The organism is Mesorhizobium sp. WSM4840, assembly GCF_055811755.1.
Window position 1 is genome coordinate 1 of record NZ_JBVVQD010000013.1, and the last position, 22,493, is coordinate 22,493.

26 protein-coding genes and 1 tRNA gene are annotated in these 22,493 nt (G+C 61.8%); 11 read left to right on the forward strand and 16 right to left on the reverse strand.

Annotation, left to right across the window (positions count from 1 at the left end):
• Positions 1-273: 273 nt before the first annotated feature.
• The 4 genes from AC0L3I_RS18090 to AC0L3I_RS18105 all read right to left on the reverse strand — a co-directional run bounded on the left by AC0L3I_RS18090 (position 274) and on the right by AC0L3I_RS18105 (position 6,348).
• On the reverse strand, positions 274-2,715 hold the full coding sequence (locus tag AC0L3I_RS18090; RefSeq protein ID WP_473527769.1) for a phage tail protein: 2,442 nt from the start codon (positions 2,713-2,715) through the stop codon (positions 274-276).
• Entirely contained in the window at positions 2,715-3,308 is a 594-nt protein-coding gene (locus AC0L3I_RS18095; protein WP_473527770.1) for a phage connector family protein, read from the reverse strand. The genes AC0L3I_RS18090 and AC0L3I_RS18095 overlap by 1 nt, the downstream gene beginning before the upstream one ends.
• A 1,082-nt stretch (positions 3,309-4,390) precedes the next feature.
• A complete protein-coding gene (locus AC0L3I_RS18100) occupies positions 4,391-5,380 on the reverse strand; it encodes a Coat protein (protein WP_473527771.1) in 990 nt (329 codons plus the stop codon).
• Positions 5,381-5,439: 59 nt separating this feature from the next.
• Entirely contained in the window at positions 5,440-6,348 is a 909-nt protein-coding gene (locus AC0L3I_RS18105; RefSeq protein ID WP_473527772.1) for a hypothetical protein, read from the reverse strand.
• Between the two features lie 320 nt (positions 6,349-6,668).
• Between AC0L3I_RS18105 and AC0L3I_RS18110 the strand changes: the two genes are divergently transcribed.
• Positions 6,669-6,983, forward strand: a complete 315-nt coding sequence (locus AC0L3I_RS18110; protein ID WP_077382798.1) for a YMGG-like glycine zipper-containing protein — start codon at positions 6,669-6,671, stop codon at positions 6,981-6,983.
• 90 nt (positions 6,984-7,073) lie between these two features.
• Positions 7,074-7,439: an endonuclease domain-containing protein gene (locus AC0L3I_RS18115; protein ID WP_473488230.1), complete on the forward strand. Its 366-nt coding sequence runs from the start codon at positions 7,074-7,076 to the stop codon at positions 7,437-7,439.
• A gap of 98 nt (positions 7,440-7,537) precedes the next feature.
• On the opposite strand, the gene AC0L3I_RS18120 is transcribed toward AC0L3I_RS18115, so the two are convergent.
• Positions 7,538-7,861 carry a Bbp19 family protein gene (locus AC0L3I_RS18120; RefSeq protein WP_473488187.1) on the reverse strand — a complete coding sequence of 108 codons (324 nt, stop codon included), beginning with the start codon at positions 7,859-7,861 and terminating at the stop codon, positions 7,538-7,540.
• Positions 7,858-9,591 (reverse strand): portal protein, encoded by a 1,734-nt coding sequence (locus AC0L3I_RS18125; protein ID WP_473488188.1) that lies wholly within the window; start codon positions 9,589-9,591, stop codon positions 7,858-7,860. Before AC0L3I_RS18125 ends, AC0L3I_RS18120 begins: the two co-directional genes overlap by 4 nt.
• Positions 9,592-9,716: 125 nt before the next feature.
• On the opposite strand from AC0L3I_RS18125, the gene AC0L3I_RS18130 reads away from it, so the two are divergent.
• Positions 9,717-10,349 carry a methyltransferase domain-containing protein gene (locus AC0L3I_RS18130; RefSeq protein ID WP_473527773.1) on the forward strand — a complete coding sequence of 211 codons (633 nt, stop codon included), beginning with the start codon at positions 9,717-9,719 and terminating at the stop codon, positions 10,347-10,349.
• Positions 10,350-10,590: 241 nt separating this feature from the next.
• On the opposite strand, the gene AC0L3I_RS18135 is transcribed toward AC0L3I_RS18130, so the two are convergent.
• From AC0L3I_RS18135 to AC0L3I_RS18155, 5 genes are all read right to left on the reverse strand, one after another.
• Positions 10,591-11,160, reverse strand: coding sequence for a hypothetical protein (locus AC0L3I_RS18135; protein ID WP_473527774.1), 570 nt, complete (start codon positions 11,158-11,160; stop codon positions 10,591-10,593).
• A gap of 31 nt (positions 11,161-11,191) precedes the next feature.
• Positions 11,192-11,947: a phage terminase large subunit family protein gene (locus AC0L3I_RS18140; protein WP_473527775.1), complete on the reverse strand. Its 756-nt coding sequence runs from the start codon at positions 11,945-11,947 to the stop codon at positions 11,192-11,194.
• Between the two features lie 373 nt (positions 11,948-12,320).
• The gene (locus tag AC0L3I_RS18145) at positions 12,321-12,983 is read right to left on the reverse strand and encodes a terminase large subunit domain-containing protein (protein ID WP_473527776.1); all 663 of its coding nucleotides are present in this window, start codon (positions 12,981-12,983) and stop codon (positions 12,321-12,323) included.
• On the reverse strand, positions 12,961-13,380 hold the full coding sequence (locus AC0L3I_RS18150; protein ID WP_473527777.1) for a hypothetical protein: 420 nt from the start codon (positions 13,378-13,380) through the stop codon (positions 12,961-12,963). The genes AC0L3I_RS18145 and AC0L3I_RS18150 overlap by 23 nt, the downstream gene beginning before the upstream one ends.
• Before the next feature lie 11 nt (positions 13,381-13,391).
• On the reverse strand, positions 13,392-13,775 hold the full coding sequence (locus tag AC0L3I_RS18155; protein ID WP_473527778.1) for a hypothetical protein: 384 nt from the start codon (positions 13,773-13,775) through the stop codon (positions 13,392-13,394).
• A 502-nt stretch (positions 13,776-14,277) separates the two neighbouring features.
• Here AC0L3I_RS18155 and AC0L3I_RS18160 point away from each other — a divergent pair.
• The gene (locus AC0L3I_RS18160; RefSeq protein WP_023803842.1) at positions 14,278-14,583 is read left to right on the forward strand and encodes a hypothetical protein; all 306 of its coding nucleotides are present in this window, start codon (positions 14,278-14,280) and stop codon (positions 14,581-14,583) included.
• A 50-nt stretch (positions 14,584-14,633) separates the two neighbouring features.
• On the opposite strand, the gene AC0L3I_RS18165 is transcribed toward AC0L3I_RS18160, so the two are convergent.
• Together AC0L3I_RS18165 and AC0L3I_RS18170 are read right to left on the reverse strand one after the other, a co-directional pair.
• Positions 14,634-15,068 carry a DoxX family protein gene (locus AC0L3I_RS18165; RefSeq protein WP_473527779.1) on the reverse strand — a complete coding sequence of 145 codons (435 nt, stop codon included), beginning with the start codon at positions 15,066-15,068 and terminating at the stop codon, positions 14,634-14,636.
• A 189-nt stretch (positions 15,069-15,257) separates the two neighbouring features.
• A complete protein-coding gene (locus AC0L3I_RS18170; protein WP_473527780.1) occupies positions 15,258-16,010 on the reverse strand; it encodes a tryptophan 2,3-dioxygenase family protein in 753 nt (250 codons plus the stop codon).
• 160 nt (positions 16,011-16,170) lie between these two features.
• Between AC0L3I_RS18170 and AC0L3I_RS18175 the strand changes: the two genes are divergently transcribed.
• Positions 16,171-16,641 (forward strand): Lrp/AsnC family transcriptional regulator, encoded by a 471-nt coding sequence (locus tag AC0L3I_RS18175; protein ID WP_473527781.1) that lies wholly within the window; start codon positions 16,171-16,173, stop codon positions 16,639-16,641.
• An 83-nt stretch (positions 16,642-16,724) separates the two neighbouring features.
• Here AC0L3I_RS18175 and AC0L3I_RS18180 read toward each other — a convergent pair whose 3' ends face one another.
• Positions 16,725-17,198: an Lrp/AsnC family transcriptional regulator gene (locus tag AC0L3I_RS18180; protein WP_473527782.1), complete on the reverse strand. Its 474-nt coding sequence runs from the start codon at positions 17,196-17,198 to the stop codon at positions 16,725-16,727.
• A gap of 112 nt (positions 17,199-17,310) precedes the next feature.
• On the opposite strand from AC0L3I_RS18180, the gene AC0L3I_RS18185 reads away from it, so the two are divergent.
• The 3 genes from AC0L3I_RS18185 to AC0L3I_RS18195 all read left to right on the forward strand — a co-directional run bounded on the left by AC0L3I_RS18185 (position 17,311) and on the right by AC0L3I_RS18195 (position 19,762).
• Positions 17,311-17,940 carry an RBBP9/YdeN family alpha/beta hydrolase gene (locus AC0L3I_RS18185; protein WP_473527783.1) on the forward strand — a complete coding sequence of 210 codons (630 nt, stop codon included), beginning with the start codon at positions 17,311-17,313 and terminating at the stop codon, positions 17,938-17,940.
• Positions 17,941-18,456: 516 nt separating this feature from the next.
• Entirely contained in the window at positions 18,457-18,966 is a 510-nt protein-coding gene (locus tag AC0L3I_RS18190; RefSeq protein ID WP_095490691.1) for a hypothetical protein, read from the forward strand.
• 643 nt (positions 18,967-19,609) lie between these two features.
• Positions 19,610-19,762, forward strand: a complete 153-nt coding sequence (locus AC0L3I_RS18195) for a hypothetical protein (protein ID WP_473527784.1) — start codon at positions 19,610-19,612, stop codon at positions 19,760-19,762.
• Positions 19,763-20,092: 330 nt separating this feature from the next.
• On the opposite strand, the gene AC0L3I_RS18200 is transcribed toward AC0L3I_RS18195, so the two are convergent.
• Entirely contained in the window at positions 20,093-20,479 is a 387-nt protein-coding gene (locus tag AC0L3I_RS18200) for an ester cyclase (protein WP_473527785.1), read from the reverse strand.
• 126 nt (positions 20,480-20,605) lie between these two features.
• Here AC0L3I_RS18200 and AC0L3I_RS18205 point away from each other — a divergent pair.
• A tRNA-Gln gene (locus AC0L3I_RS18205) sits at positions 20,606-20,679 on the forward strand.
• 366 nt (positions 20,680-21,045) lie between these two features.
• On the opposite strand, the gene AC0L3I_RS18210 is transcribed toward AC0L3I_RS18205, so the two are convergent.
• A complete protein-coding gene (locus tag AC0L3I_RS18210) occupies positions 21,046-21,363 on the reverse strand; it encodes a hypothetical protein (RefSeq protein WP_473527786.1) in 318 nt (105 codons plus the stop codon).
• Between the two features lie 300 nt (positions 21,364-21,663).
• Here AC0L3I_RS18210 and AC0L3I_RS18215 point away from each other — a divergent pair, with 300 nt between their 5' ends.
• Complete coding sequence (locus AC0L3I_RS18215; protein ID WP_095495279.1) at positions 21,664-21,870, forward strand: ribbon-helix-helix domain-containing protein; 207 nt, start codon at positions 21,664-21,666, stop codon at positions 21,868-21,870.
• 177 nt (positions 21,871-22,047) lie between these two features.
• Complete coding sequence (locus AC0L3I_RS18220) at positions 22,048-22,482, forward strand: hypothetical protein (RefSeq protein ID WP_473527787.1); 435 nt, start codon at positions 22,048-22,050, stop codon at positions 22,480-22,482.
• Positions 22,483-22,493: the final 11 nt, after the last annotated feature.

Here is a 22,493-nt window from a genome sequence, read left to right on the forward strand (position 1 = left end):
AAAGCCGAGGCTTTCGCTCTACGATGCACCCCCACCCCTAACCCCTCCCCACGAGGGGGAGGGAGACTTCCGTTGGCGCCGACCTCGGCAGATTGCCTGCCCTTCAGCGCCAAATGGGAAATTAAAGGCGCGCGGCAGCGTTCCCTCCCCCTTGTGGGGAGGGTTAGGGTGGGGGTCCACCTTCGCAAGAATCCATATGCGATCGCCCTGCCTCAAGGCGGGAGATGTCCGGCAGGACAGAGGGCGGGAACGCTACGTTTGGTGTTTGAGGGTCTACGCCTCACTGTCGAACACCGGCGTGAACGCCCGAATCGTGCATGGCGTCGGGTTGGTGTGCCTTATCCGCACTCTGCCCTGCCCTTCCCAGCTGTCGTCGATCGGCACCTCGACATTGCCAGTGAACAGATTGGCCATGCCGTCGGGCGAGACGATCGAGGGGATACGAACCGGCTCCCACCGACCGCGCATCAACGACGTGATTTCCAGCCCGGTCGTGTCTGTTTCCAGCACGGAGAGGATGACCTTGGCGACCTTCTTTCGACGCCCGACGATCGATCCGTCCTTGCCGCCGACATCGAGCTCCAGCGTGTCGGCGCCGGCCTCATAGGGTAGCCCGACCTGCCATTTGGCCGCCGTTGCCCCGCCGGGCAAGGAAACCGCTCCGGCAGCCACGACAAGGCCCTTGTAGACCTTGCCATCCGCCAGGGCGTCGACGGTTTCGCCTTCGAGGTGACCCAGGCCTGTGACCATCCCCACGGCCGCGCCGCTGTAGGACAGGCCGCAATCGACTTCGAACGCGTCGGCGACCTCGCCATATTCGAATGGCACGGTCTTGATTTCGATAGTGCGCTTCGTCGCGCCACCGATGGTGCGCTTGACGATCAGCCACAGATCATCATTGCCGTCCTGCCCCGGCGTGACCACGGCGCTTTCAATCATGCCCCATGCCGAACCGGAGAACGAGCCGGCGATGCGATGCCGGTGCATGCCGCGGACTTCCTGGGAAGGCTGGTGCGTGTAGCCGCCAAGTTCCCCGTTATCGAGCGGGAACCACAGCAGCGGATCGGGATCGGTCTGGAACGCCAGTTCGACGACGCCCTTTTTCGGAATGTGCTCGGAAATCTGTCCGACATCATCTGACGTGAAGCGGCCGGTGGCGTTCTGGGTCAGTTCGGCGATCGATTTGCGGGAGCGCGTCACATAAAGGAACGACTGCCCGGCATCCACCGGACGGACCTTGGCGCAGCCGAATGTGCGGGACCGACGGTTTTTGAAGGACGACGGCGTCAACGCCTCGTCGATGCCCGAACCCGACAGCGCGCGGACCCCGCCAAGCGTTCCGATCAGCAAAGCCCCATCGGATTCCGCAATCCATGTGATATCGTTGGCCTGGCCGCCGCCGGCCTGGACGAATTCCAGCGCGTCGTCATCTTCCTCGCCGAGCGCGAAATTGTCGAAATCGCCGGTTGCGGATGCGTAGACGGAGAATTTTCGGCTGAAGGCCAGCCGCTCCTCGTACAGCGAACCGCTTTCGACGTACTTTCCGGGAACGAAAGTGCCGAGACGCCAGCGCGCGATCGGGCTGAGATTGGGAAGCGCATGCCCATACAGCCTGACTTTGACCACAGTCGTGCTGGTGCGGCTGGTGATACGCGCCCAGCGCCAGATGGCATCCGAGCCGAGCAGCCGAATGGCGCGGCCGACATCTGATGCCTGGAAACCGGTGCCGTCATTGATGCCGACGATCGAGGACGCGGTGAGATCGAATGGCGTCTGTGTATCGCCATCCTCATGCCATCCCATTTCCGCGATCGTAACATTGCTGTCGTCCTCCGAGCCGGTGATGTTCAGCCGATAGGACTGGTAGGCCGTTTCATTCTGGAATTCATAAAACCGCACCTCGCCGCGCGACCAACCGGTTTCCGCTGTCCGGCTGTCGAGCGAGATCCAGTTGGTGCCGTCAAAACCCTGGAAATCCCAGGCGACCGGTGCCCTTGTGCCGCCGATGGATTGCGCGCGAAGCCAGTAGCCGTCACAAACCTTGGTCCCGGCGAAGCCATAGGACACGAAGCCGGTGGTCGTGCCGAGCGAAAGGTTTGACCCATTGTTCCGGTCGAACACCTTGTAGGCGTCGGCGGCGCCGCTGCTGTCCGCAGCAGTGCCGCCTGGAGTGGTATTGCTGGTCATAAGAGGATGGACGGCGCCGGTCTCGGCGGGGGCCATCGTGGTCGCGGTTGTGTTGATGTTGTCATAGGGGCCGTCGAGAAAGACGAACTCGGCCAGCGTCCATGTGATGTGCGCCGTGCGGGTGAGAACCTGCGGCGGGTAGTCCGCGTGGCTGATCCACATCTGGTCGGCGGATTGGACGAATTGCAGGTCGAACAGATCGGCTTCGAGATAGGGTGTCGCCACTTCCACCGTGCCGACGCGGGCGCCATAGGCATAGACGCGGATGTAGAGGTCGCCGAACTCAAGCATATAGGCCTGGTCTGCCGAGAAGATGAACGGTATGCCGCGCGTCTTCTTCGACGAATCCCTGGCCTCGCCGACGAAATACGACCCGCCGCGCTTGCGGATGCCGCCATGCGGCAAGGTGACGAAGTTCTCGCATTTGGAAAGCGCTGCCCGATAGAGATCGAGCGACGCGCGGGCGTGTAGCCGCGGCGAGATCTCGCCACGAACGAATGTGTCCTGGACCGGATAGAGCGTCGTCATCAGCGCACAAACCCGCCGCGCTGGATCGCCCACGACGTCGTTGAAAACCTGCCGCCACGCTGGATGGCGTTGGACAGGAACGCCGCGTCGAGCGCCCGGTCATAGGCACCGCGGGCAATATCGATCATCCCGGCCTTGTGGGTCAGCGGATGCGCGATCTTGATGGCAAGGGCCGCGACCAGCACTTCCGTGAACAATGCGTCCCAGTCGTTCGGATCGGTCAGGTTGGCGATGTAGCGGATGAGGCGCGGGCTGGACTGGTCGGAATAGATCAATCCGGCTTCCTGGCGCCACGCGATCGGCACCCCATCCGGCTCGCCATTGTGGGTCAGCGGCAAAGGCCGCAGGCAGTCCACGGGCAATTCATAGGCAAAGTTCAGCGTGCCCGTGCCGCTGCCGGTATCGGACCCGGCGACGGCGGCCGCCAGGATTGCGAACACCCAGGCGTGTTTCGTCAGCTCCGCCTCGCGGGTCAGGTCGAAATGCAGATTGAGCAGGCGGGCCGGTTTGACGTCCTGGTCGAGGCTGTCGATCGGCGCCTCGTCGAGGACGCCAAGCGCCATGTTGGCGATGTCGAGCGGGGTGATGGCCATGGTTTTAGGCCTCCATCTGTGTGGATCGGGAAAAGAGGGCCTGGGCCCACAGCAAAAAGCCGCTTCGTAGCGGCTGGGATTTTTGGGGGATGATTGATGATGGGGTCGCGTTCCTTCGCGCCCCCTCTGTCCTGCCCTCTTTGCCAGCACTGGCATCTCCCCCACTTGGGGCAGGGCAATCGCATTTGGATTCTTGCGAAGGTGGACCCCCACCCTAACCCTCCCCACAAGGGGGAGGGAACGCTGCCGCGCGCCTTTACTTCCCCTTTGGCGCCGAAAGGCAGGCAATTTGCCGAGGTCAGCGCCACCGGAAGTCTCCCTCCCCCCTGTGGGGAGGGGTTAGGGGTGGGGGTACATCGTAGAGCGAAAAGCTTCGGCTTTCCACCTGCGGTAGCTCTGCACTTGGGGGAGATCGGCGGTTTTAGCGCTCCGCCAGTCCTGCAATGTTGAAGGTTGGCGAAAGCGGCGGTGACAGCCAATCTCCCCACTCGTGGGGGAGATGTCCGGCAGGACAGAGGGGGGCGCGAAGGAACACGACCGCAGGAAACTAGTGGCGTGCGCCCACGTCATAATCGCCGCGCAACGCGGCGATGAGTTGCGGCCTGAATTCCTGCGGCTTCAGCCGAGGCGTGCGCTTGTCGAGCCCCGCCGCCGCCCTGTTTCGGCCGGCTTGGCAGAGGCGCTTGCTTGCAACGTTCCGGCACCTCTCGTCATCGCCAAGCCCCTATCCCGGGCTTCCTGAAGACTTGTCGTGTAGTATGCGGTGTTTTCCGGACCGCTGAAGAAGTTTATGCGGTGAAGTTCGCCCTTTTTGCTTATGACAACGCCCGCTTTTCGAAGCACGTCCTGAACTGCCTTGTATGTCATTTTCATGGTTACCCCCTTGCCAAGACAAGGCAGCATCGTCCTTGTTTGTAACGGTTTGGTGACGGCGATTCATTAACGTGCAACAACAACAATGTAGCCAGATCCAAATCTCATATCAGTTTAATGCAGCACAGCGCATGAATTTGGGATTCGCCACATTGGCCGACCGAGCGTCCAAAAAGGGCGGGAGTTCTTTACCCGCCCCTTCCGTCCTCTCAGGCTTCGGTCGTCTTCAGCGCGATGAACGTCATGTTCTTGACGCTCGACGCCGTGCGGTCCCAGTTCGCCGCCAGCGCCAGTTCGGCATCGGTGGCGAATTCGCCGGCCGAGGAGGCGTCGAGGAAGCGTGTGCCGGGCACATGCGGGACAAAATGCCGGCGGCCGACCATTTCGGTGACGCCGCCGCCATGGCCCTGGCGCGGCTTGCGGTCGAACTCCAGCGGCCCGCCTTCGGTATTGACCGGCAGCTCGTTCCACAGGATCGCCTTGTCCTTGAACATGAACGCCGTGTAGACGCCAGTTGCGACCGGGATGTCGTCGTCGACGACGGCACGCAGCCCCATGTAATAGGGGATCAGCGGCCCGCCCTGCTCGGACGGCGGCACATAGTCGATGAGGTCGGCGAGCTTCAACGCCTTCATCTGCTTGGAGTGCATCCAGATCGTCTTGAACTTGTCGGCGCGGTCGCCCATCAGATAGGCAGCCTCGATGATGTCGGTGTCGACGATGGAGGCGCCGGTGATGCGGACGAGGTCGCCGGCATCATTGGCGACGTTGTCGGCCACCACGCCCTTCAGGATGCCGAGCAGCGTCAGCTTGTTGGCGCGCTGCCAGTAGTCGGTCTGGCGACGGACAATGATTTTCTGCGGGTCGTCGCCGGCCAGGATCGAGGTCAGGTCCGGAATACCCCACGCCTGGGCGCGGACATTGCGGGCGGCGACCTCGCGGCGCGCGCCGATCTTCTTCAATTCGATCGAGTCGGCCGGATCGTCATTGACCGGCTCGGACGGGTCGTTGCCGAGATCCTTCCAGCCGGGCATGTCGACCGAACGCCCGCCCATGGAGAGCTTCGAGGCGATGGCCGGGTCGGAAAACAGGATCCCGGCCTGGTAGATCTCGAGCGACTGGACGTGCTCCTCGAACGAGTATTGTGCATAGACGGACGGAACGATCGCGTCCGCGATACGGGTGTAGGCGTCTGCCATTTTTGTCTTCCTTCAGGTTTGCGGCCGGATGAGGGGCATTCGGATGTAGCTGCCCTGCCTCACAAGGGGTTGTTCGGTATCCAGAGATCGGGGTTTTCGCCGGCCTCGCGTGCCAGCCGCCGGGCGCGGGCGGGATCGCTTCTGACGAGGGCTGAGATATCGGTCAGGTTGCGTTCGCCGGCGGCGTTGCGCTTGAACGGATTGCCTCCGCTCAAAACCGCACCACCGTCGATCGTGTCTTCCCTGAACATCGCCTCGCCGACGGCGTGAAACGCCTTGGCGATCTGCGGATCGGTCAAGGCCCCGTCAGGCAGGAGGATGCCCTTTGCCTTGTAGGCATCGATCAGGCCGAGCTTTTTCATCGCCCGGTTGGCGACCTCCAATCTCCTACGAAAGCCGTCGCTGTCGGTCGGTCCCCAATCCCTGACCAGGTCGTCGTGAGTGGCCTCGACCGAACGGGCAAGGGCGATCTGCTGCACCTTGGCCTGCTCGGCCATGTAGCCGACGAAGCGGTCGTGATAGGCCTGCGCCACCTTCGGCGTGGCGCCGGCCTCGACCGCCCAGGCCTTGGACGCATTGGCGAGCTCGTCCGAATAGGCGAAGTCTTCGGGAAGCCCGTCGGGGCGCCTGTACTCGACCTTGTCGGGCGATGTCAGCGGACGCATCGCCTCAGGCAACCGGGCATGGAACCTGTCCCAGTCTTCCTCAGGCGCGTCCGCCGCGGGAATGCGCAGGCTTTCGCCCTGCTGCCGTTCCAGCTCCGCATAGGATGTGAAAACCCGATCGAGGCTTTCAGGCTTGGTCCAGCCCTTGGTTTCAGCGAGCTTGCGGTTGCCTTCGGAAAGACCGTCAAACCAACTTTCTGCAGCCGGCGGGACGGACCCATTGTCCCCGGCGGCCGGTGGCCGTGCAAGGTTGCCCGCCGGTGGCGAAGCCACCACGGACCCGGCGTCTGCCAGATCTGTCATGAGAAATATTCCTTTTGTTGTTTGGAAATGGAAAGACACCGGTTCAGCCCGGCTTTTTTGCTTTTGGATCTGAGGGATCGGCTGGGCGGGTCGAATCGTTGCGGCCGCAGCCTGATTCATTTCGACAGAGCCTGACTCCATCGACTTGTTTGACTATGATCTTTCCGAGTCGGAAGCACTCGCCGTCAAGACGAAAGAAACCATGTCGCATTTCGTGACAAGTGGTTGCCGCTGTTCCGCCGCAATGCGACCGCACTTGGCAAACACTTGGCAAAACCAGCCAGTGTATTAGTTCATAGGCTTCAACGGAGTATCAGACGATGACCATGTACAAAGCCATTGCCGCCCTGCTTGTGACTGCCGCGCTGGCAGGATGTGCCCAGACCGAAGGCCAGCAAAGAGCCACCACGGGGGCCCTGGTCGGCGGCGCTGGCGGCGCTCTCGTCGGTCAGGCCCTGGGCCGCGACACCAAGAGCACGGTTATCGGTGCAGCCAGCGGCGCCCTGCTGGGGGCGGTCGTCGGCAGCGCAACCACGCCGCAGCGGCGCGGCGAACAGCTTTGCCGCTATCAGGATCGCTACGGCCGCATCTACACCGCACCTTGCGACGACCGCTACTACCGCGGCAATTATTGAGAGATAGCGGACTGCAAACTACGGCAAGGCCGGCAGGACAGAGGGGGGCGCCGTAGAGCGCCAACCTCAATAAGTGACCGAGCATTGACAATGCCTCACACGCCACTGCCTCCGCGAAATCGCGCAAATGCCAAATCGATGCGGAAGGCGATGACCGGTGCTGAGCTGAAGCTCTGGAACGAGCTTCGCGCGCATCGGCTGATGGGGCTTGGCTTCCGCCGACAATTTCCGATTGCCGGTTACATTGTCGACTTCGCTTGCCCGGACAAGAAGCTCGTCATCGAAGTCGATGGTTCACAGCATGCCGACGCCAATGCAGGCGATGAGGCAAGAACAAAGCGTCTTGAACAAGACGGCTGGACCATCCTGCGCTTCTGGAACGACGACGTCATTCGCGACATCGACAATGTCTGCCAGCACATTGTGATCGAGGCAGGGCTCGCAGGTGCGATTTGATACGCCGGCGGGACAGCGCCCCCCTCTGTCCTGCCGGACATCTACCCCACAAGGGGGGAGATTGGCGGCTTCACCGACACCGCACTCCTTCTTAACCCCTACCTCCCCTCCAATCTTGCCGCCTGCTCCAGCGCCGCCAGCCGCTCAGCGTCCAGCGTCAGGAACCCCATGATGTGCTGCACCACTTCGGCGCGCGCATTGCTCAGTGCGCTGTGCAGTTCGAAGCCGTTCGGCGTCTTCGTCTTGGCCAGCCACTCGCCATAGGACGGGCGGCGGTAATAGCCGGTCGCCGCCGTCAGGTCGGCCAGCACCATCTCGCCGTCCTGGCCTGAAAACACCCTGAGATAGGCCTTGGTCAGCGCGTCCTGCGCCTTGGCCGGGCCGCCGGCCTGGCTCGAATGGGCGAAACGTTTGCCGCTCATGCGCCGCCGCTCTCGCCGCCCTGCGGCATCAGCCCGCTGAGACTGTCGACCAGGCCGCTGTCACGCGCCTGCACGGCGGCGGGCACGGCATCCCTGGCCACCTTGCCGGCGGCGGCGATCGCCGCCATGCCGGCCTGCGCGGCTTGAGCCTTGGCTCGGGCATCGCGGATATCAGCCACCTCGTCCTGGCGGCGAAAGATGCGCTGCGGGCTACGGCCGGCGCTCTGCACGATCTTGAGCGCCTCGTCGCCGTCGATATTGTCCATCACGCCGGGATCGAACTGCGCCATCTGCATGGCCGTGGTGACGACCTGGATGGTGTCGCGCGCCTCGGCCGAGCGGCGCAGCACGTCGAGCGGCCCGGTGAAGGTCGGCCGCACCGCCTTGCCGGCAAGGCTCGCCGGCGGCAGGAACCGGCTGTCTTCCTCATATAATCCTTTGTCCTCGAGGATACCGAGCTCGCGGTCGAGATTCGCGGCAAAGCCGGCCTGGATGATCGAGCCGGAGGGCCCGAGCAGCGCGCCCTTCTCCTCCTGCCGGATCAGCGCTTCCGTGGCCGTCATTTGCGGGTTCTGCACCAGCGTCTGGAACAGGTTTACGAACATCATGTCGCGGATCTCCTCGGCCCGGCTTTCCGCGTAGTCGAATGCATAGGTCGGGTTCTGGCCCACAGCGATCGGCGCAATCAGCGGCCGGCCATTGTCGTCGATCAGGCCCGGATAGTTCTCGCCGGGATTGAGCACCGGCACATAGTCGAGCCGTGCCTTCGACGCGGTCGCCGGATCGGTGATCTGCTGCAGCGCCCTGAGGCCCGAGCGGCGCACGGCGTTTTCCTCGCGCACGGTGGTCAGCGCCTCGATGGTCGGCGAGATGCCATAGGGGTCGCCCTCATAGCGGCGCCAGTTGAAGCACGACACCGGGAAGGAGCGGAAACCGCTCTCCCTGACGATGACCTCCTCGTCCTCGATGACGTGATAGGAAGCGAAGGCCGTGTCGAGATACTGATAGGATCCGCCCAACCGGTACATCTTGCGCTCGTCGCGCGGCTGGATGCACTGGATCAGCGAAATTTTGGTCTCGCATTTGGCCGGGTCGTCGACCAGCATCTTGATCCGCGCCGGCAGTTTCTCATAGCCGAGCAGCTGCGCGGCCTGGCGCGCCGTGCGCTCGTAGCGGCGGTGGAAAATGTCGACCTGACCCCAGCGGTTGCGGCAGAGATAGCCCTCGACCACCGGGATCGAGGCATAGCGGATCAGCGCGCCGCCAAAGCCCTCCTCGGCGTAGAGATAGGCCGGGCCGTAGCGCACGACATTGCGCAGGCAGGCCTGCGTCGCCGGCACGAAATTCGAATTGGCGGAATAGCGCAGCGCAAACAGGAAATCGCGAAGCGCCTCCGCCCACTCCTTCTCCTCGTCGGTCTCCTCGTCATTCATGGCCGCGGTCGACAGCCCGTGCCATTTTTCCGACTGCGGGATGATCAGGCTTTCCAGCCCGGCGGCCAGCCGGTTGGCGGCCGAGTTGATGGTGTTGGCGTAGACGCGGGCGCCGCGCCGCGCCTGCCGCTCGGCCTGCGTCGCCGCGCCGGATTGCCGGCGCCCGCTCCAGACGTCGGGCGCGTCGGGGTCGCAGAATTCCGACACCGCCTCCCAGACAGCCTCATACTGGCTGCGCTCTGTCTCGAGTTCCGCCTGTCGCGACAGGATATCGTGGGCGCGGGAATCGCTCGTCATGGCATTCTTTCTTCGGTGGTATCAGCCTGTTCGAAGCCCAGATATTGCCAAGGCCACGTCGAATTTTGTTCGCTTTTGCCATGTTCAACGGGGCGCGGCGGGGATTTAAGGAGATCGATTTGACAATGACGGAAAGCCTACCCGGCGCCCTGAAGAGGCGAAGCAAGCAGGTTGCAAAGCGGCTGCTCGGCTACGACTCTCGCAACTGGCTGCGCATCAGGCAGATCGAGGCGTTCACCGCGTTTCTTGAGGCGGACAGCCGCAAATCATCAGACGTGATCGAGATCTCGCCCGGCTGGAACCGCCATTGGAAGACGATGTGTTCCAACTATACCTCGGTCGATTTCCCCGACTTTGACATCTGCAAGGACCGCACCGACCGGCAATTTTCCGTCGTCATTGCCGACCAGGTGCTGGAACATGTGCAGCAGCCGCTCGCCGCGGCACAGAATATCTACGCCATGACCCGGCCAGGCGGCTGGGCGATGGTGGCGACGCCGTTCCTGTTCAGGGTGCATGCCAGGCCGCACGATTACAACCGCTGGACCGCCGCCGGCCTGAAGCAGGTGCTGGTCGAAGGCGGCTTCCCCCAAGCGGAAATCCAGGTGTTCAGCTGGGGCAACAAGGCCTGCGCAAAAGCCCATATCGGCGGCCCAGTGCGCGCCTACGGCCTATGGCGCGACCTCAGCAACGACGAGGAATACCCGCTGATGGTGTGGGCGTTCGCACGCAAGCCGGAGCGTAATCTCCCCCCTTGAGGGGGAGATGTCGCCAAAGGCGACAGAGGGGGTCGGCGCGACCGGACGCGGCCTCCTGCGGCAGATCAAAGTTGGCGCTTTACGCGAGACGACCCCCTCTGGCCTGCCGGCCATCTCCCCCTCAAGGGGGGAGATTACGCACCCACATCATACCCCCAGCAGCACGCGGCGGTGGCCGGTGAGTTCGCTCGGCGACAGGTCGGTCTTGACTGTGCTCAGCGTTCCCTGGCGCTGCTCGAGTTCAGCCCTGAGTGCGGCTTCGCGCGCCTGCACGTCCTTGTCGGCAATGGTCGGTGTCGGTGGCAGCGGCTTCAGCGCCGGCGGCTTTTGAAAAAGGCACATGGTTCCAGCTTTCTCTTGTCCAGTCGTAGAGCAAAAAATCTTCGCCGTTGCGGCCGTAACCCGGCAGGCGGCAGCGTTGCGTGGCGCCAAGCCGGGCGAGCCAGCGCAACGCCAATTCATTGGCAGCGAGCGCCCGCGCCTCGACCCGCCAGGCCCGGCGCGCGGCCACCTCCGGACCGAGCACGGCGTGAAAGAACTCGGTAATACCAGGCACGCAGCGCCTCATGCGGCGCGTGCCCCAGCTCCAGGCAATCCACAACCCGCCGCGCTGCTCGGCGGCGCCGAAGCCGGCCTCCGGATTGCCGTCGAGCTCGGCGACATAGGCAAACCCCTGCAGCGCCGTCAGCGCCAGCAGCGCCGGCGACCAGTCGTCGAACTGGCAGTCGATCTCGGCCCGGTCCTCGGGGCGAAGGTTGGCGGCGATGTAGCTGAGGTCGCGCAGGGTTGCGGGGATGATACGGACGGTCATGAGGCGATCATGGTATGTGGTTGCCTTCGAGTCACCGAAACGCCCCCAGCGGATCACTCTGCCCCGCCTTCCGCCTCGCCGTCTTGAACTCCGCCGGGTCGACCACGGCTTCCCTTAGCATCATCACGCCGTAGCGGGTCGCGGCCATCAGATCGTCGCGCAGTTTTACCACCTGGCCGTCCTTGCGGTGATAGAGCCGGAACTCCTCGAACCAGGGCAAAAGTGTCGAAAACACCTTGAAGCGGCCGCTCTGCATGCGGTCGAGCATCTCCATCAGCCCGGCCTCGACCGACACCGAACCGTCGGCGAACTGCGCATGGCTGGTCAGCATGTTGAGCCCATGCGCCGCGTATTGCCGGGCAAGTGCCACGCCCGCGCCTTCCAGCGTCTCGCGGCGGCCGTCGCGCGGCCATGCCCAGGGCAACCATTCGCCCCACGGTTTTAAGGTCAGCGCCTGCATGGCCGGCGTCTGCTGCGACGCGCGGCAGGCTTTGGCGACGTAGACGACATCGGTCTCGGTATCCCAGGCGAGCTCGACCGCTGCAGACGGATGGTCCCAGCCGAAATCCAGCGCGCCGAGCCGCGGCCAGTAGCGCGGCATCCGGAACGGCTCGCACGCGATCAACTCCTCCGCCACCGGGAAGATGCGGCCGGAGCCGAGCACCGGAATGCCCTTGGCCCGCGCCTCGCGCTCATGCTCCGGATAAGCGGCGATGATCGCGGCGCGCTGCTCAGGCGAATAGTGCCCGGCATCGTCGATGGTCATGAAGGTGACGTGTCGAGACATATTAGAGTTCCGTAATTAACTTGCCGCGGCGAGCGACTGCCATTGATAATACTGTCCATCAGTGCAAAGCTGCTGGCAACTTGGGGGAAATACATGATTCGTATAGTAATCGTCGTGGCCATTGCAGCCAGTGCGTCAGCATGCCAGTCGAACGTGCCTTATGACACGAGCAAGCAGACCTGCAGGATGTACATGCTCAGGGGATTCAAACACGAAGTTTGTACCCCGGACACACCAAATAAAGTATGCAATGTCTGGTACAATCAGATTACAGGTGATGAAAGGATATGGTGTCAACCGCTTACCCGGAAAGCAACCGATCCTAATGCCCGCGCCAGACAGCTTGCGGGCAGCAAATACCCTTGATTCGACTTCATCCGCTGGCTTTTGCCTTCCTATCCACCTCCCCCGCCGACAGGAACAACAACACCACCTCCGACATGCCGAGCAGCGGCGTGAAGGTGACGATGGTGATGCCGCCGGTCGCATTGGTGCGGGTCAGGCCTTCGGAATAGATGTCGAGCGGCGGTTCCTCGTCGAACCAGACGCCGTGCAGGGTTTCGCCCTGCCATTTTTCGCGGCCCTTCTCAAAACTCTTGAACGACAGTACCGATTCATCGGCCTGGACATCGCCGCCGCCGCCATGGCGCACCACGACGCTGTCCAGCCCATGCGGCGCGCCGCGCCCCATGATGGTGCTGAGAATGGCGTCGGCCGGGATCATGCCGGTGCCCCACGCCGCCGGCTGCTGCGGTGGGCCGATCAGGACGCGCTGCGGGTTGTCGCGCGTGCCCTCGGCGGTGACGCCGGCCGCCCATAGCCGCACCGCCGTGTCGAAAACCTTGCCTTGCCACCACTCAGGATAGCGGCCGGTGAGGTGCATTGCCCATTCCGCACCGCCGGCCCTTGTCTTGCCGAGCTGATTGCCGGCCATGAACAGCCGCTCGCGGTTGGCAGCACCGGCCGCATGGAACTCCGCCTGCCTGAGGTAGGGCCGATAGGCGGCAAGCTGGTTAGTGCGCCGCCTCCGGTCCAATTCCCTGAGCAGGTTCAGATACTCGGTCTTCGCCGCGGCCTGGCTTTTCGAGGCCGAGCTTTGCGAGGCTCGGCTTTTCGAGGTCAGGCTTTTGGAGGAATGGCCGGAGGACGGCTTCGAGGCCGCGGATGCGCTGCCTGATTTCGTCATCGCTCAATACATCCAGACTGTTGATGTTGACGTGCAAATCCTTGGGCAGCACCGACAGCACGATCTTCAGATACTGGTCGGGCTTTTCGGTACGGACCTCGGCGATGACGCCGGCTCCATGCGCCCGGAAATCGGCGCGGATGGCTTCCAAAAAACCATCGGCCAGCGTTTTCTTCGCCCGCCTCGGCCGGCCGGACGGCCGTTCCGTCACATCAGGCGGTTCGTCGCTGAAAGAATCCTCGGCCATGCCCTACCCCATCATCCCGCCGCCGGCTTCGCTATTTTCTTGGCCGGGCGCTTGGGTTTCCTTCGCGCCCGCTTGCCGGGCTTTGCACGCGTTGGCTTCCGCGGCCGGTTTGCCGCATCGCCCTTTGCCGCAGCCGCGCTGCCGGACTTGCCGGCGCCTGACGCGGCTTTGAGCGCCGCCCTGGCGATGCTCACCGCACCGGCGCTGACGCCCCCTTGCGGAAACCCAAAGCCGCCGGCCACGTCGACGTCCCGAACCATGCCGATCCGCACACCGGCGGCGACCGGCTCGACCCGGCCGTGGCGCGCATCGGGCGCGCCTTCGAATTCGCCAATGGCACTGACGACCTCGCGGCCGTCATCGTCGGTGATGATGGTGGCGTAACGCTTGGACATGGGGGTCTCTGGTGGTGGTGTGCGATGCGGGAGGATACTTTGACGAAAGTCAGTGCGTGAAACCGATGACCACACGCGTCGCGTTCCTTCGCGCCCCCCTCTGGCCTGCCGGCCATCTCCCCCACTTGGGGGGAGATTGGCAGCTTCACTCGCCGCGTTCTTCCTGCAAAGGCAGGCGATTGGCGAAACGATGCAACAGCCAATCTCCCCCCTTGTGGGGAGATGTCCGGCAGGCCAGAGGGGGGCGCTGTCCCGCCGACATTTGATATCGGCAACACAGGCACAAACGTTCGAGAAGGCTAAAAACAAAAAACCCGCCTCGGCGGGCGGGTCGTTGGCGCAAATCAGCACCATGACTATATTCCTAGCATAGCTGCCGTCACAAAGCAAGCGAAATCTCGCGAGCCGGCCTAAAATTCGGCCGCGCGCCGCGATATGGTGCAGCTGTCCGGATCGGAACCGGCGCTCGCGCGTTTGCAATTTTGCCAATGGGAGCAAAGCCATGAATGTCGCCAATCTGCAACTCGAAGGCCTGCTGATGGCCGTCGCATCGATCAACCAGGTGCTTGTCCGCAAGGGCGTGCTGACGGTCGAAGAGATAGACATCGCCTTGCGCAAGGCTGAAGCCAGCGAGACCAGCGAGGAGCGGTCCGAAGGCATGTCGGCGTCGAGCCGCGATGCCGTCAACTTTCCGATCCGGCTGCTGGAACTGGCCAATCAGTGTCAGCCGGAGGCGGACATGCCGTCGTTCTCGAAACTGGCGCGCATGGTCGGCCAGATGAAGGAACCCTACAACGACCAGATGTGACGATGCGATCGCCTCCCGTATCGGAACGCCGCTTGCCAGCCGAGGCGCCATCAGCTGCCCGATACAGGCTTCAAGGTCAGCACGCGGCCCGGCCCATGGACGGCGGCAAACAGCAGCCCGGCCAGGAACGTAAAATGATCGACGAAGAAGCCGAACTCGGCCTGGTTGCCGGCCCAGTGCGACGGGCCGTGGAAGGCAAAACCGAGGAAGATGACGTAAACGGCGGCTACGAGCGCGGCCGGTGTGAAAAAAGCGCCGGTCAGGAAGCACAGCACCAGCACCACTTCGAGCAGGGCCGCGCACCAGGCCAGAAACAACGGGAACGGAAATCCGGCGGCGGCGATGTAGCCCGCGGTGGCGCCCATGTCGATGAACTTGAAGGTCACCGCCATCAGGAAGACGGCCGCGAAGATCAGGCGGGCGATGAGTATGGCAGCGATCTGCCACGGCGATTGAACAGGTGATTGAGCGGTCTCCAACGACATGATGTCCTCCGGGGTTGCAACGGGTTTCGCCCCAAGGACGATACACCAGGCGCAAACCCGACATCAGGATTCAAATAGCTTTGACTCAAAGGGCGCAAGCTTCCAGGACTGGAGTCCTCGAGGTTCGCGCGGCGCCTCCCCTTCTCCCCTTGTGCCCCTTGTGGGAGAAGGGATCGCGGCGTCTATGCCTTACCCTACCTTCGCCTCCGGGTGGCTGATCGGATCCCGTACCGTCCCATACTGGCTGCCCCAGCGGTCGGTCATGTCGCAGCGTATGTCCCACAGCTCAGGAAAGAAGCGATGAAGGGCGCCGGCCTGCAGCAGTTCGACCGGCCGGCCCTTCAGCGATTTCGAGCCGAGCCCGATCGAACGGTGGATGAGGTAGAGATGATTGGCGCGGAATTTCTGGAACAGCTCGTCGAATTCGATCAGCGCCTCGGCGATGACATAGCTGTCGCCGTGATCGTACCTGATATCGTAGACATCCTCGACCGAGAGCCCGCGACCATCGAGATAGGACGCCTGGAAGGCGCGCCACAGGTCCGGCGGCATCCGCAGCAAGAGCTTGAAACCCGGCGATTCCTGGCCGCTGCCATTGCCGAGCTGCAGCCGAATCTCCTGGTATTCCTTGGGCGACATGGTTTCGAGCAGGTCGAGCTGCGCCGTCATCATGCGCATCAGCCGATGCACGCGCCCCATCAGCGTGACGATGCGATGGGTGTTCTGCTGCTCGAGGAAGTCGACGACATCGACCAGCGTGTAGGTGATGAGCTTCATCCACAGCTCTTCGACCTGGTGCACGATCTGGAACTGCAGCTCGTCGGCATTCACCATCTCGGCCAGCGGCTTCTGGCAGGCGAGAAGCTTGTCGCATCGGAGGTAGACGCCGTAGTCGCGCATCTCGGGTGTTTCGATGCGGGCGTAATAATCCGGCTTGTGCATGGCAGCTGCTCCTTTGCCCTGCCCGTCGGCTCAAGGCATCTGTTCGGTCCGAACCCGAAGGATAAGCGCTTTTGGCTTGAACATTGTTCCCTTCTGTTATTCAAATGGCAGGAAATGAAGGACGAAAATCCTTTCATGACGCGATTTTGGAGAACGTTTGATGCTGGATGCCCTTGATCGAAAGATCGTCGCGGCGCTGGAACGCGACGCGCGTATCTCCTTCACGGTGCTCGCCGACGAGGTCGGCTTAAGCAAGACGCCGTGCTGGAAGCGGGTCAAGGCCATGGAGGACGCCGGCATCATCCGTGGCTACTCGACCCGGATCGACCCGGCAAAACTCGGCTTCGGCATCGAAGCCTTCATCCAGGTGTCGATCGATTTCGAACTTTCCGAAGCCTTCGAGGCCGCAGTCCAGGCACATCCGCTGATCCGGCGCTGCCACGCCACGACAGGCGAGGCCGACTATCTCCTGCAGATCGTGACGATCGACATGATGGCGCTGGACAGGATGCTGCGCGTCGAGCTCAGCCGCCTGCCCGGCGTGCGCCGCACGATCACCTCGATGGCCATGCGCGAGATCAAGGGCGACATTTCTTTCGCCAATGCCGTTGGGCATACGCAAAAGCGATAGCGGGCCGACAGCGGAGGCCGCCTGCCTAACGAAATCCGTCCAGCGCTCTTTTTTCAGAGCTCGGTCAGATGGCAGCGCTTCGATCAGGGCCTCGTCATCAGCTCGCGCCCCAGCCGTTTCGGTGGCTCGGCCCGCAATACCACATTTGTCGTCACCGCGCCGTATCGGCCGATTGTGTCGACGATGCTTTCAAGGTCGGGCGGCGACGGGACGACGACCTTCAGGAGAAAGCAATCCTCGCCGGTCACCCGCAGCACTTCGATCACCTCAGGCAATTGCGCGAATTTCTTCAGGCAGGCCTGGATGTGCTCATGCGTGGTGCGCAGGCGGATGACGGCCATGGTGCCGAGCCCGAGCGCCGCCGGATCGATCACCGCTTTGTAGCCGGCGACGATGCCGCGCTCCTCCAGCCGCTTGACCCGCTCCGAGGTGGCAGGCTGGGACAGACCGACGCGCCGGCCGAGCTCCGAAATGCCGATCCGGCCGTCCTCCTGCAGGGCTTCGATGATCGCCACATCGGTGGGATCAAGTTTTGGACGATAAATGCCGTTCTGCATAAAAACCTTCAATCCATCGGAATTCGCCGCTCTTTTCCGATGATCTCTCATTCCACTGGCCAAGGAAAGACCTAGAATCCGGGCGAGTATTCCAGGAGAAACAAGGATTCCCATGACTGATTTCATCATCGTGCCGGGCATTGGCGGATCGGGCGAGGCCCATTGGCAGACCCGCTGGCAGCGGGTGAACCCGACCATGCGGCGGTTCGCACCGGTGAGCTGGGACCTGCCGGATTTCGACGACTGGGTCGCTGCCTTGGAAACTGCGGTGTCCGAGGCCAAAGCGCCGCCCGTACTCGTCGCTCATAGCCTCGGCTGTCTGCTGGTCGCGCACTGGCAGCGCATTTCGGGCCGCGACGTCAGCGGTGCATTCCTGGTCGCGGTTCCTGATCCGGCGGCGTCAGCCTTTCCCTCTGTCGCGCACCGCTTCGCCGGCACCCCGCAACAGCGGCTTCGTTTTCGCTCGCTGGTCGTTGCCAGCACCAACGATCCCTATGGCTCGCTGGACTCTGTCACGGCCAAAGCCGGCCAATGGGGCAGCGAACTGCATGTCGCCGGACCGCTCGGCCACATCAATGGCGACAGCGGCCTCGGCGAATGGACAACAGGAATGGAACTGCTGGGGGCCTTCGTGGAACAGACGGAACGAGACGGCCAAAGCCTGCTTCGCCAAGGTGAGCGATCCAGCGGACGCTCGCTTCCTAAGACCGCAGCCGGCCTAGGCGCGCAAGGTCCGGGCTAGCAGACGGTAGACGATGATTTGCGCAAGCCGGCGAAGCTGAAGCGCTCTGTCCGCTGAGTGCGGCGAGGCGCCTCGCTCTCTGCTGTAGGGCGTCAGCTTTCCACTTCGGGCAGTTCTCGTAGTCATGGTCGCGCCCGCCGCAATAAGCGCAGCATTTTGCAGGGATATCGGGGCGAAACATCGTCATGCACTGAAATGCACGTGGCGCCGGTCTGGTTGCGTGGAACCGTTACTTTTCGCTTACATTAGGGATTTGGGCGCTAAGTCAGAGGCTTTAAGGCGTGTAGCCCAGCGCGGCCAGGGCCGACAGCCCTGCAACCAGGCCAATTGCAATAACAATGCCGAAATGCCGTTCCAGGAATTTGCGCCCCTGCCAGTCGTATCGCATATCTGAAACTCCGCCGCGTAATCTGGGGCAGCGTGTTCAGGCGTCAAGGCCGGGTCCTTGACAGGCGGTAGTCAGGCAGCTGCCATTGTTCATATCGTGGTTCATTTCGGAACGTGGAACGACACCTCATGGCCGAGCACTCTTCATCGGTGGGAGAAAACCAGCCCGCTGCGGCATCTGACCCCCGCCTGGCCTTTGTTTATGCCGAGGCGGTGCGAGGTCTTCTGCATCAGCAGAACGTGGTGGAGAGCCTCAATACGCGAGCGGGCAATCTGATCTTTGCAACCGCGTTCGTAAGTTCTCTCCTCGGCGGCAGAGCCCTCCTGGATGGGCTGGGGCTGTGGGACTGGCTGGCGCTGGCGCTGCTTTTCCTGATCGGGCTGCTGGTCGTGATCATGTTGTGGCCCTACTACGCCTATACGTTCCGCTTCGATCCAGAGCAACTGCTCCAGGACTTTGTCGATAAAAACCCTTCCGGAACCATGGATGTGATGCACCGCGCGCTTGCGCTCCGCATCAAAACCGACATGGCCAGCAACTGGCGGATCATTCAGCGCCTGCGCATGTCGCTACAGCTTGCCCTGTTTCTATTGTTGCTGGAACTTCTGGCGTGGCTGTTGGCGATAACACGAGTCTAGGTCGTGAACCCATAATCAGGAAGTACCGAGGCTTGTGTTCAGCGGTTGCTTCGCCCCCTGCGGAACAGAAGCGCTGCCCAGGCTATAAAGGCCCGGCTACCGCCATCGCCGACGCTAGGTATGCGTGAACGAAATACGTATCGCCCAGCTCGCGTCGTATTGCTGGCCCGACAAAGGGGTCGTGCAGTTCATCGATTTGCCCCCAAGCGCACAACAAAGATACAGGCAGAAGAAGAAGCGCGAACGAAGGCCGCTTCGTCGCCAATATGAAACCAACAGCGGTGATAACTGCCGGAACTAACCATAGCTGAACGGTTGTGGGTTCCTTGTCGGCCACCTCCGCCAAGGCTGGTGATGAAAAGGATATAGAAACGCCGATGAGTAGGAGCCGATTTCTCAATGAGGATGGTGGAGCGATTTCGGCCATGCCACATTTACCGCCAGCACCGCGATGTTCGCAAGTGGGTTACCGATTGGCCGCTTCCATATCGCGCCGGGTTATGAGTCTACGATTTGAAGTAGCCACCTCACGGCCATCGATACAAAAACTCAGACCGTCTTTGTTCCACACGATTACCACTTGTTAGTAACGCCTAATACGACTACGACTAATGCGCAGATGCGGGGGCATACGAAATTCACCATGATCGACCTGCCACCGGGCTTCGAGCCCGCTGACTACGCTCGCCTCCCCATGGACCAGCAGGACCCCAGGATCGACGACAAGTGGGGTCCAGCTGGCTGCCTCGACCTCGGTGGCGGCCAGTACTACTTCTTTGCGTGGGCGTCGACATGAAGACGCTAGTCGTCGCGGCCATTCTCCTCGTCTGCATCCTCGTGCTGGATGACATGCGAGGATCGCGGACCAAGTGCTACACCCAGGGGAACCTCCGGATCGGAGGCGTCGTCCAGCCCTGGGTATGCGTCGGGCCGGATGGAGTGGCGTATGGGCCATGAATAGAGGGAGACAGACATGACCAAGGTCGTGCTCAAGCGCCTTCCGCGACAAGGCACTGACAGTGTGCTTACGTCGCAACGATTGGCCCGATAGAGCCCTACGCTCAGGGGCTATTAAGCCAGCAGGGTGAAGACTGCTTCGAGACAAGACACGCGAAAATCCCTCGCGCTAAAGCTGAGCTTCGATAGCCGACTTGTCTATAACAGACCATACTTGTACAATCTTTTTGTCCCGAAATTCATAGATGACGTTCTCGGCAAAGGAAACTCTCCTCCCTCTCACAGGGAGGCCGAGGAATGTTCCTTTCGGGGTACAATCGAAGTCAAGCCGGCTCGCTATATAAGGCGGATCGGAAATCAACATTCGGACGTTGAAATAAAGGTCCGGGATTTCAGCAAAGTCTGTCTCCAGCATTTCGCGATAACCTGACAAGCCGAGCCGCCGGCCGTTGTGGATCACCTCATTATCGACGAACTGTCCCAGCTTCTCCCAGTCCTGCTTGTTCAGGCAGGCAATGTAGTCTCGATAGACGCCGGAGAGGTCGGTTTTAATCATCGCGACTGACCCTATCTTCTAACGGGTCCTGCTGCAAAGGCGGTATTCTCGCGCTCACGCAGATGACGGCATGAAGCGGCTTCATGCGCAGATGAGAAAGTGTTAGACAGCGTCCACTTCCTCTATTCCCGCTTCGTCTAATGGTAGGACAGCGCCCTTTGAAGGCGTGAATCGTGGTTCGAGCCCATGAGCGGGAACCAGCAAAATCAAGCACTTAGCTGATTTTAACCTGGATACATCGAATATCGGACGAATAAACCCCCGCGTACGGCAGCGTACAACGAAAGAGCCCGCCACCGTGAGGCAGCGGGCTTTCCGATCAAACTTCGCGGAATAATGATGGACCTGAGACGTTGTCGATAGAGAACACCCTACCAAAGGAGGTTATCGATATGCGCCTTTTCATCCTTTTTTCGGTATTACTTTTGACTGCCTGCATGACAGCACCACGCGGCGAGGCTCCACCCGTACCGCCAACCGCGTCTACATCGAGCGGGAGCAGTAGTGGCAGTAGTGGCAGTACCGGCGGTACTGGCGGTGGCGGCTACTAAAGACGCGATCGACACTCAGTTTTGGAAATCGCAGAGAACGTTAATCGCGCCGAACTGACCGCCCCAGCAAAAAAGCCCGCCACCAACGGAGGTAGCGGGCCAATTATCGTTTCGGCTACGGAACGATAATTGGTTTGCTTTCTCACGCATCGCCCGGAAAATGTAGGAACGGAACTCTGCCCCCAACTCGGGCGAGAGGCGCAATGAACGCCCGCCGTTTGCGTCTTCGGTCTTGAACACCAGGATCATATCACCATTCGCCGGATCGAACGTCGGGATGAGTAGTTCCAGCCGCTCGGCGGTCTCCATGTAGTGCGCGATATTGTCTTTCATGACGCTTCGCCCTTCACGTCCGCAAGGCGCCTGATATCAGCGGCGATCGACGAGAAGGCCTCGGGATGCACGGCAGGTGCGGCGTCGATCGGCGCGGCCGAGGCTTTGCGCACGGCAGCAGACGGAGCGGCCAGAGCAAGGCCTGCCCCTGTCAGGTTAAGCAGGCGGCGGCGGTTGACATCGGGGCATACCTTCGGCGGCTGCCCGAACAAGGGTGTTCGGCATCGGATCTTCTCCAATTCGGTTGTGTGTAAGGCTCTAGCGCTTCCGCAAGAACGGGAATTCTGATATCAGAGTTTTATGCCAAAGCAAGAAACCGTGGTATCAAAGAAACGGCGCGGCCCGGCCCCAACTGGAAAGGGTGTGCCGATCATGGTCCGCCTTCAACCGGACATGCTGGCGGGCGTCGATCAATTTGTTGCCGAGCATGATGTTTCGCGACCTGAAGCCGTCCGATTGATCATCCGTGACTGGTTGATCAGACACCAGGTACTGAAAGCCGAGTGAAACCCTGGGCGACTTTCCGCGCAGCGCTCGAATCTGCCGGCGTCGAGTTCATCCCTGAGAACGGCGGCGGCGCTGGAGTGAGGCTCAAGGGCGGCGGCATAGACAGCGGAGGCTAACGGCGGCAAGCCCTTGCGGAAGCGACCCTTTTAGCGTTCAGTTGCGTGCGGGGGAAGAAGCATGCATAAACGATATCTTTTAGTGGCACTGGCTATTGCTGGATGTCAGTCCACACCGGCTTATGTAGTCTTCAAGCCTGGTGTTGATCTCAACTCAACCCAGACCGCGACCGATCAATGCAAAATCAACTCGTTCAGAGAGATCCCGCAGTCGCTGGCGACCGACATTAACCCCGGCTACAACAATCCCGGCACGATCCAATGCAACACATATGGCACTATGACGACCTGCAACCGGGTCGGAGCCATAAACATCCCCGCTTCAAGCACGACCTATGACGTGAATGCCGAACTGCGAGACCGCTACATTGTTCGCTGCCTGGAGGGCCAAGGATTTGGCGTCAAGCTTGCGAGGGCCTGCAGCACCAAATCCGAGGTAACGAAAGCTCTTGCGGATCGGGCGTCAGGTCAGTTCCCAACGTGCGCTGTTAGATAGGACTGCGCTCG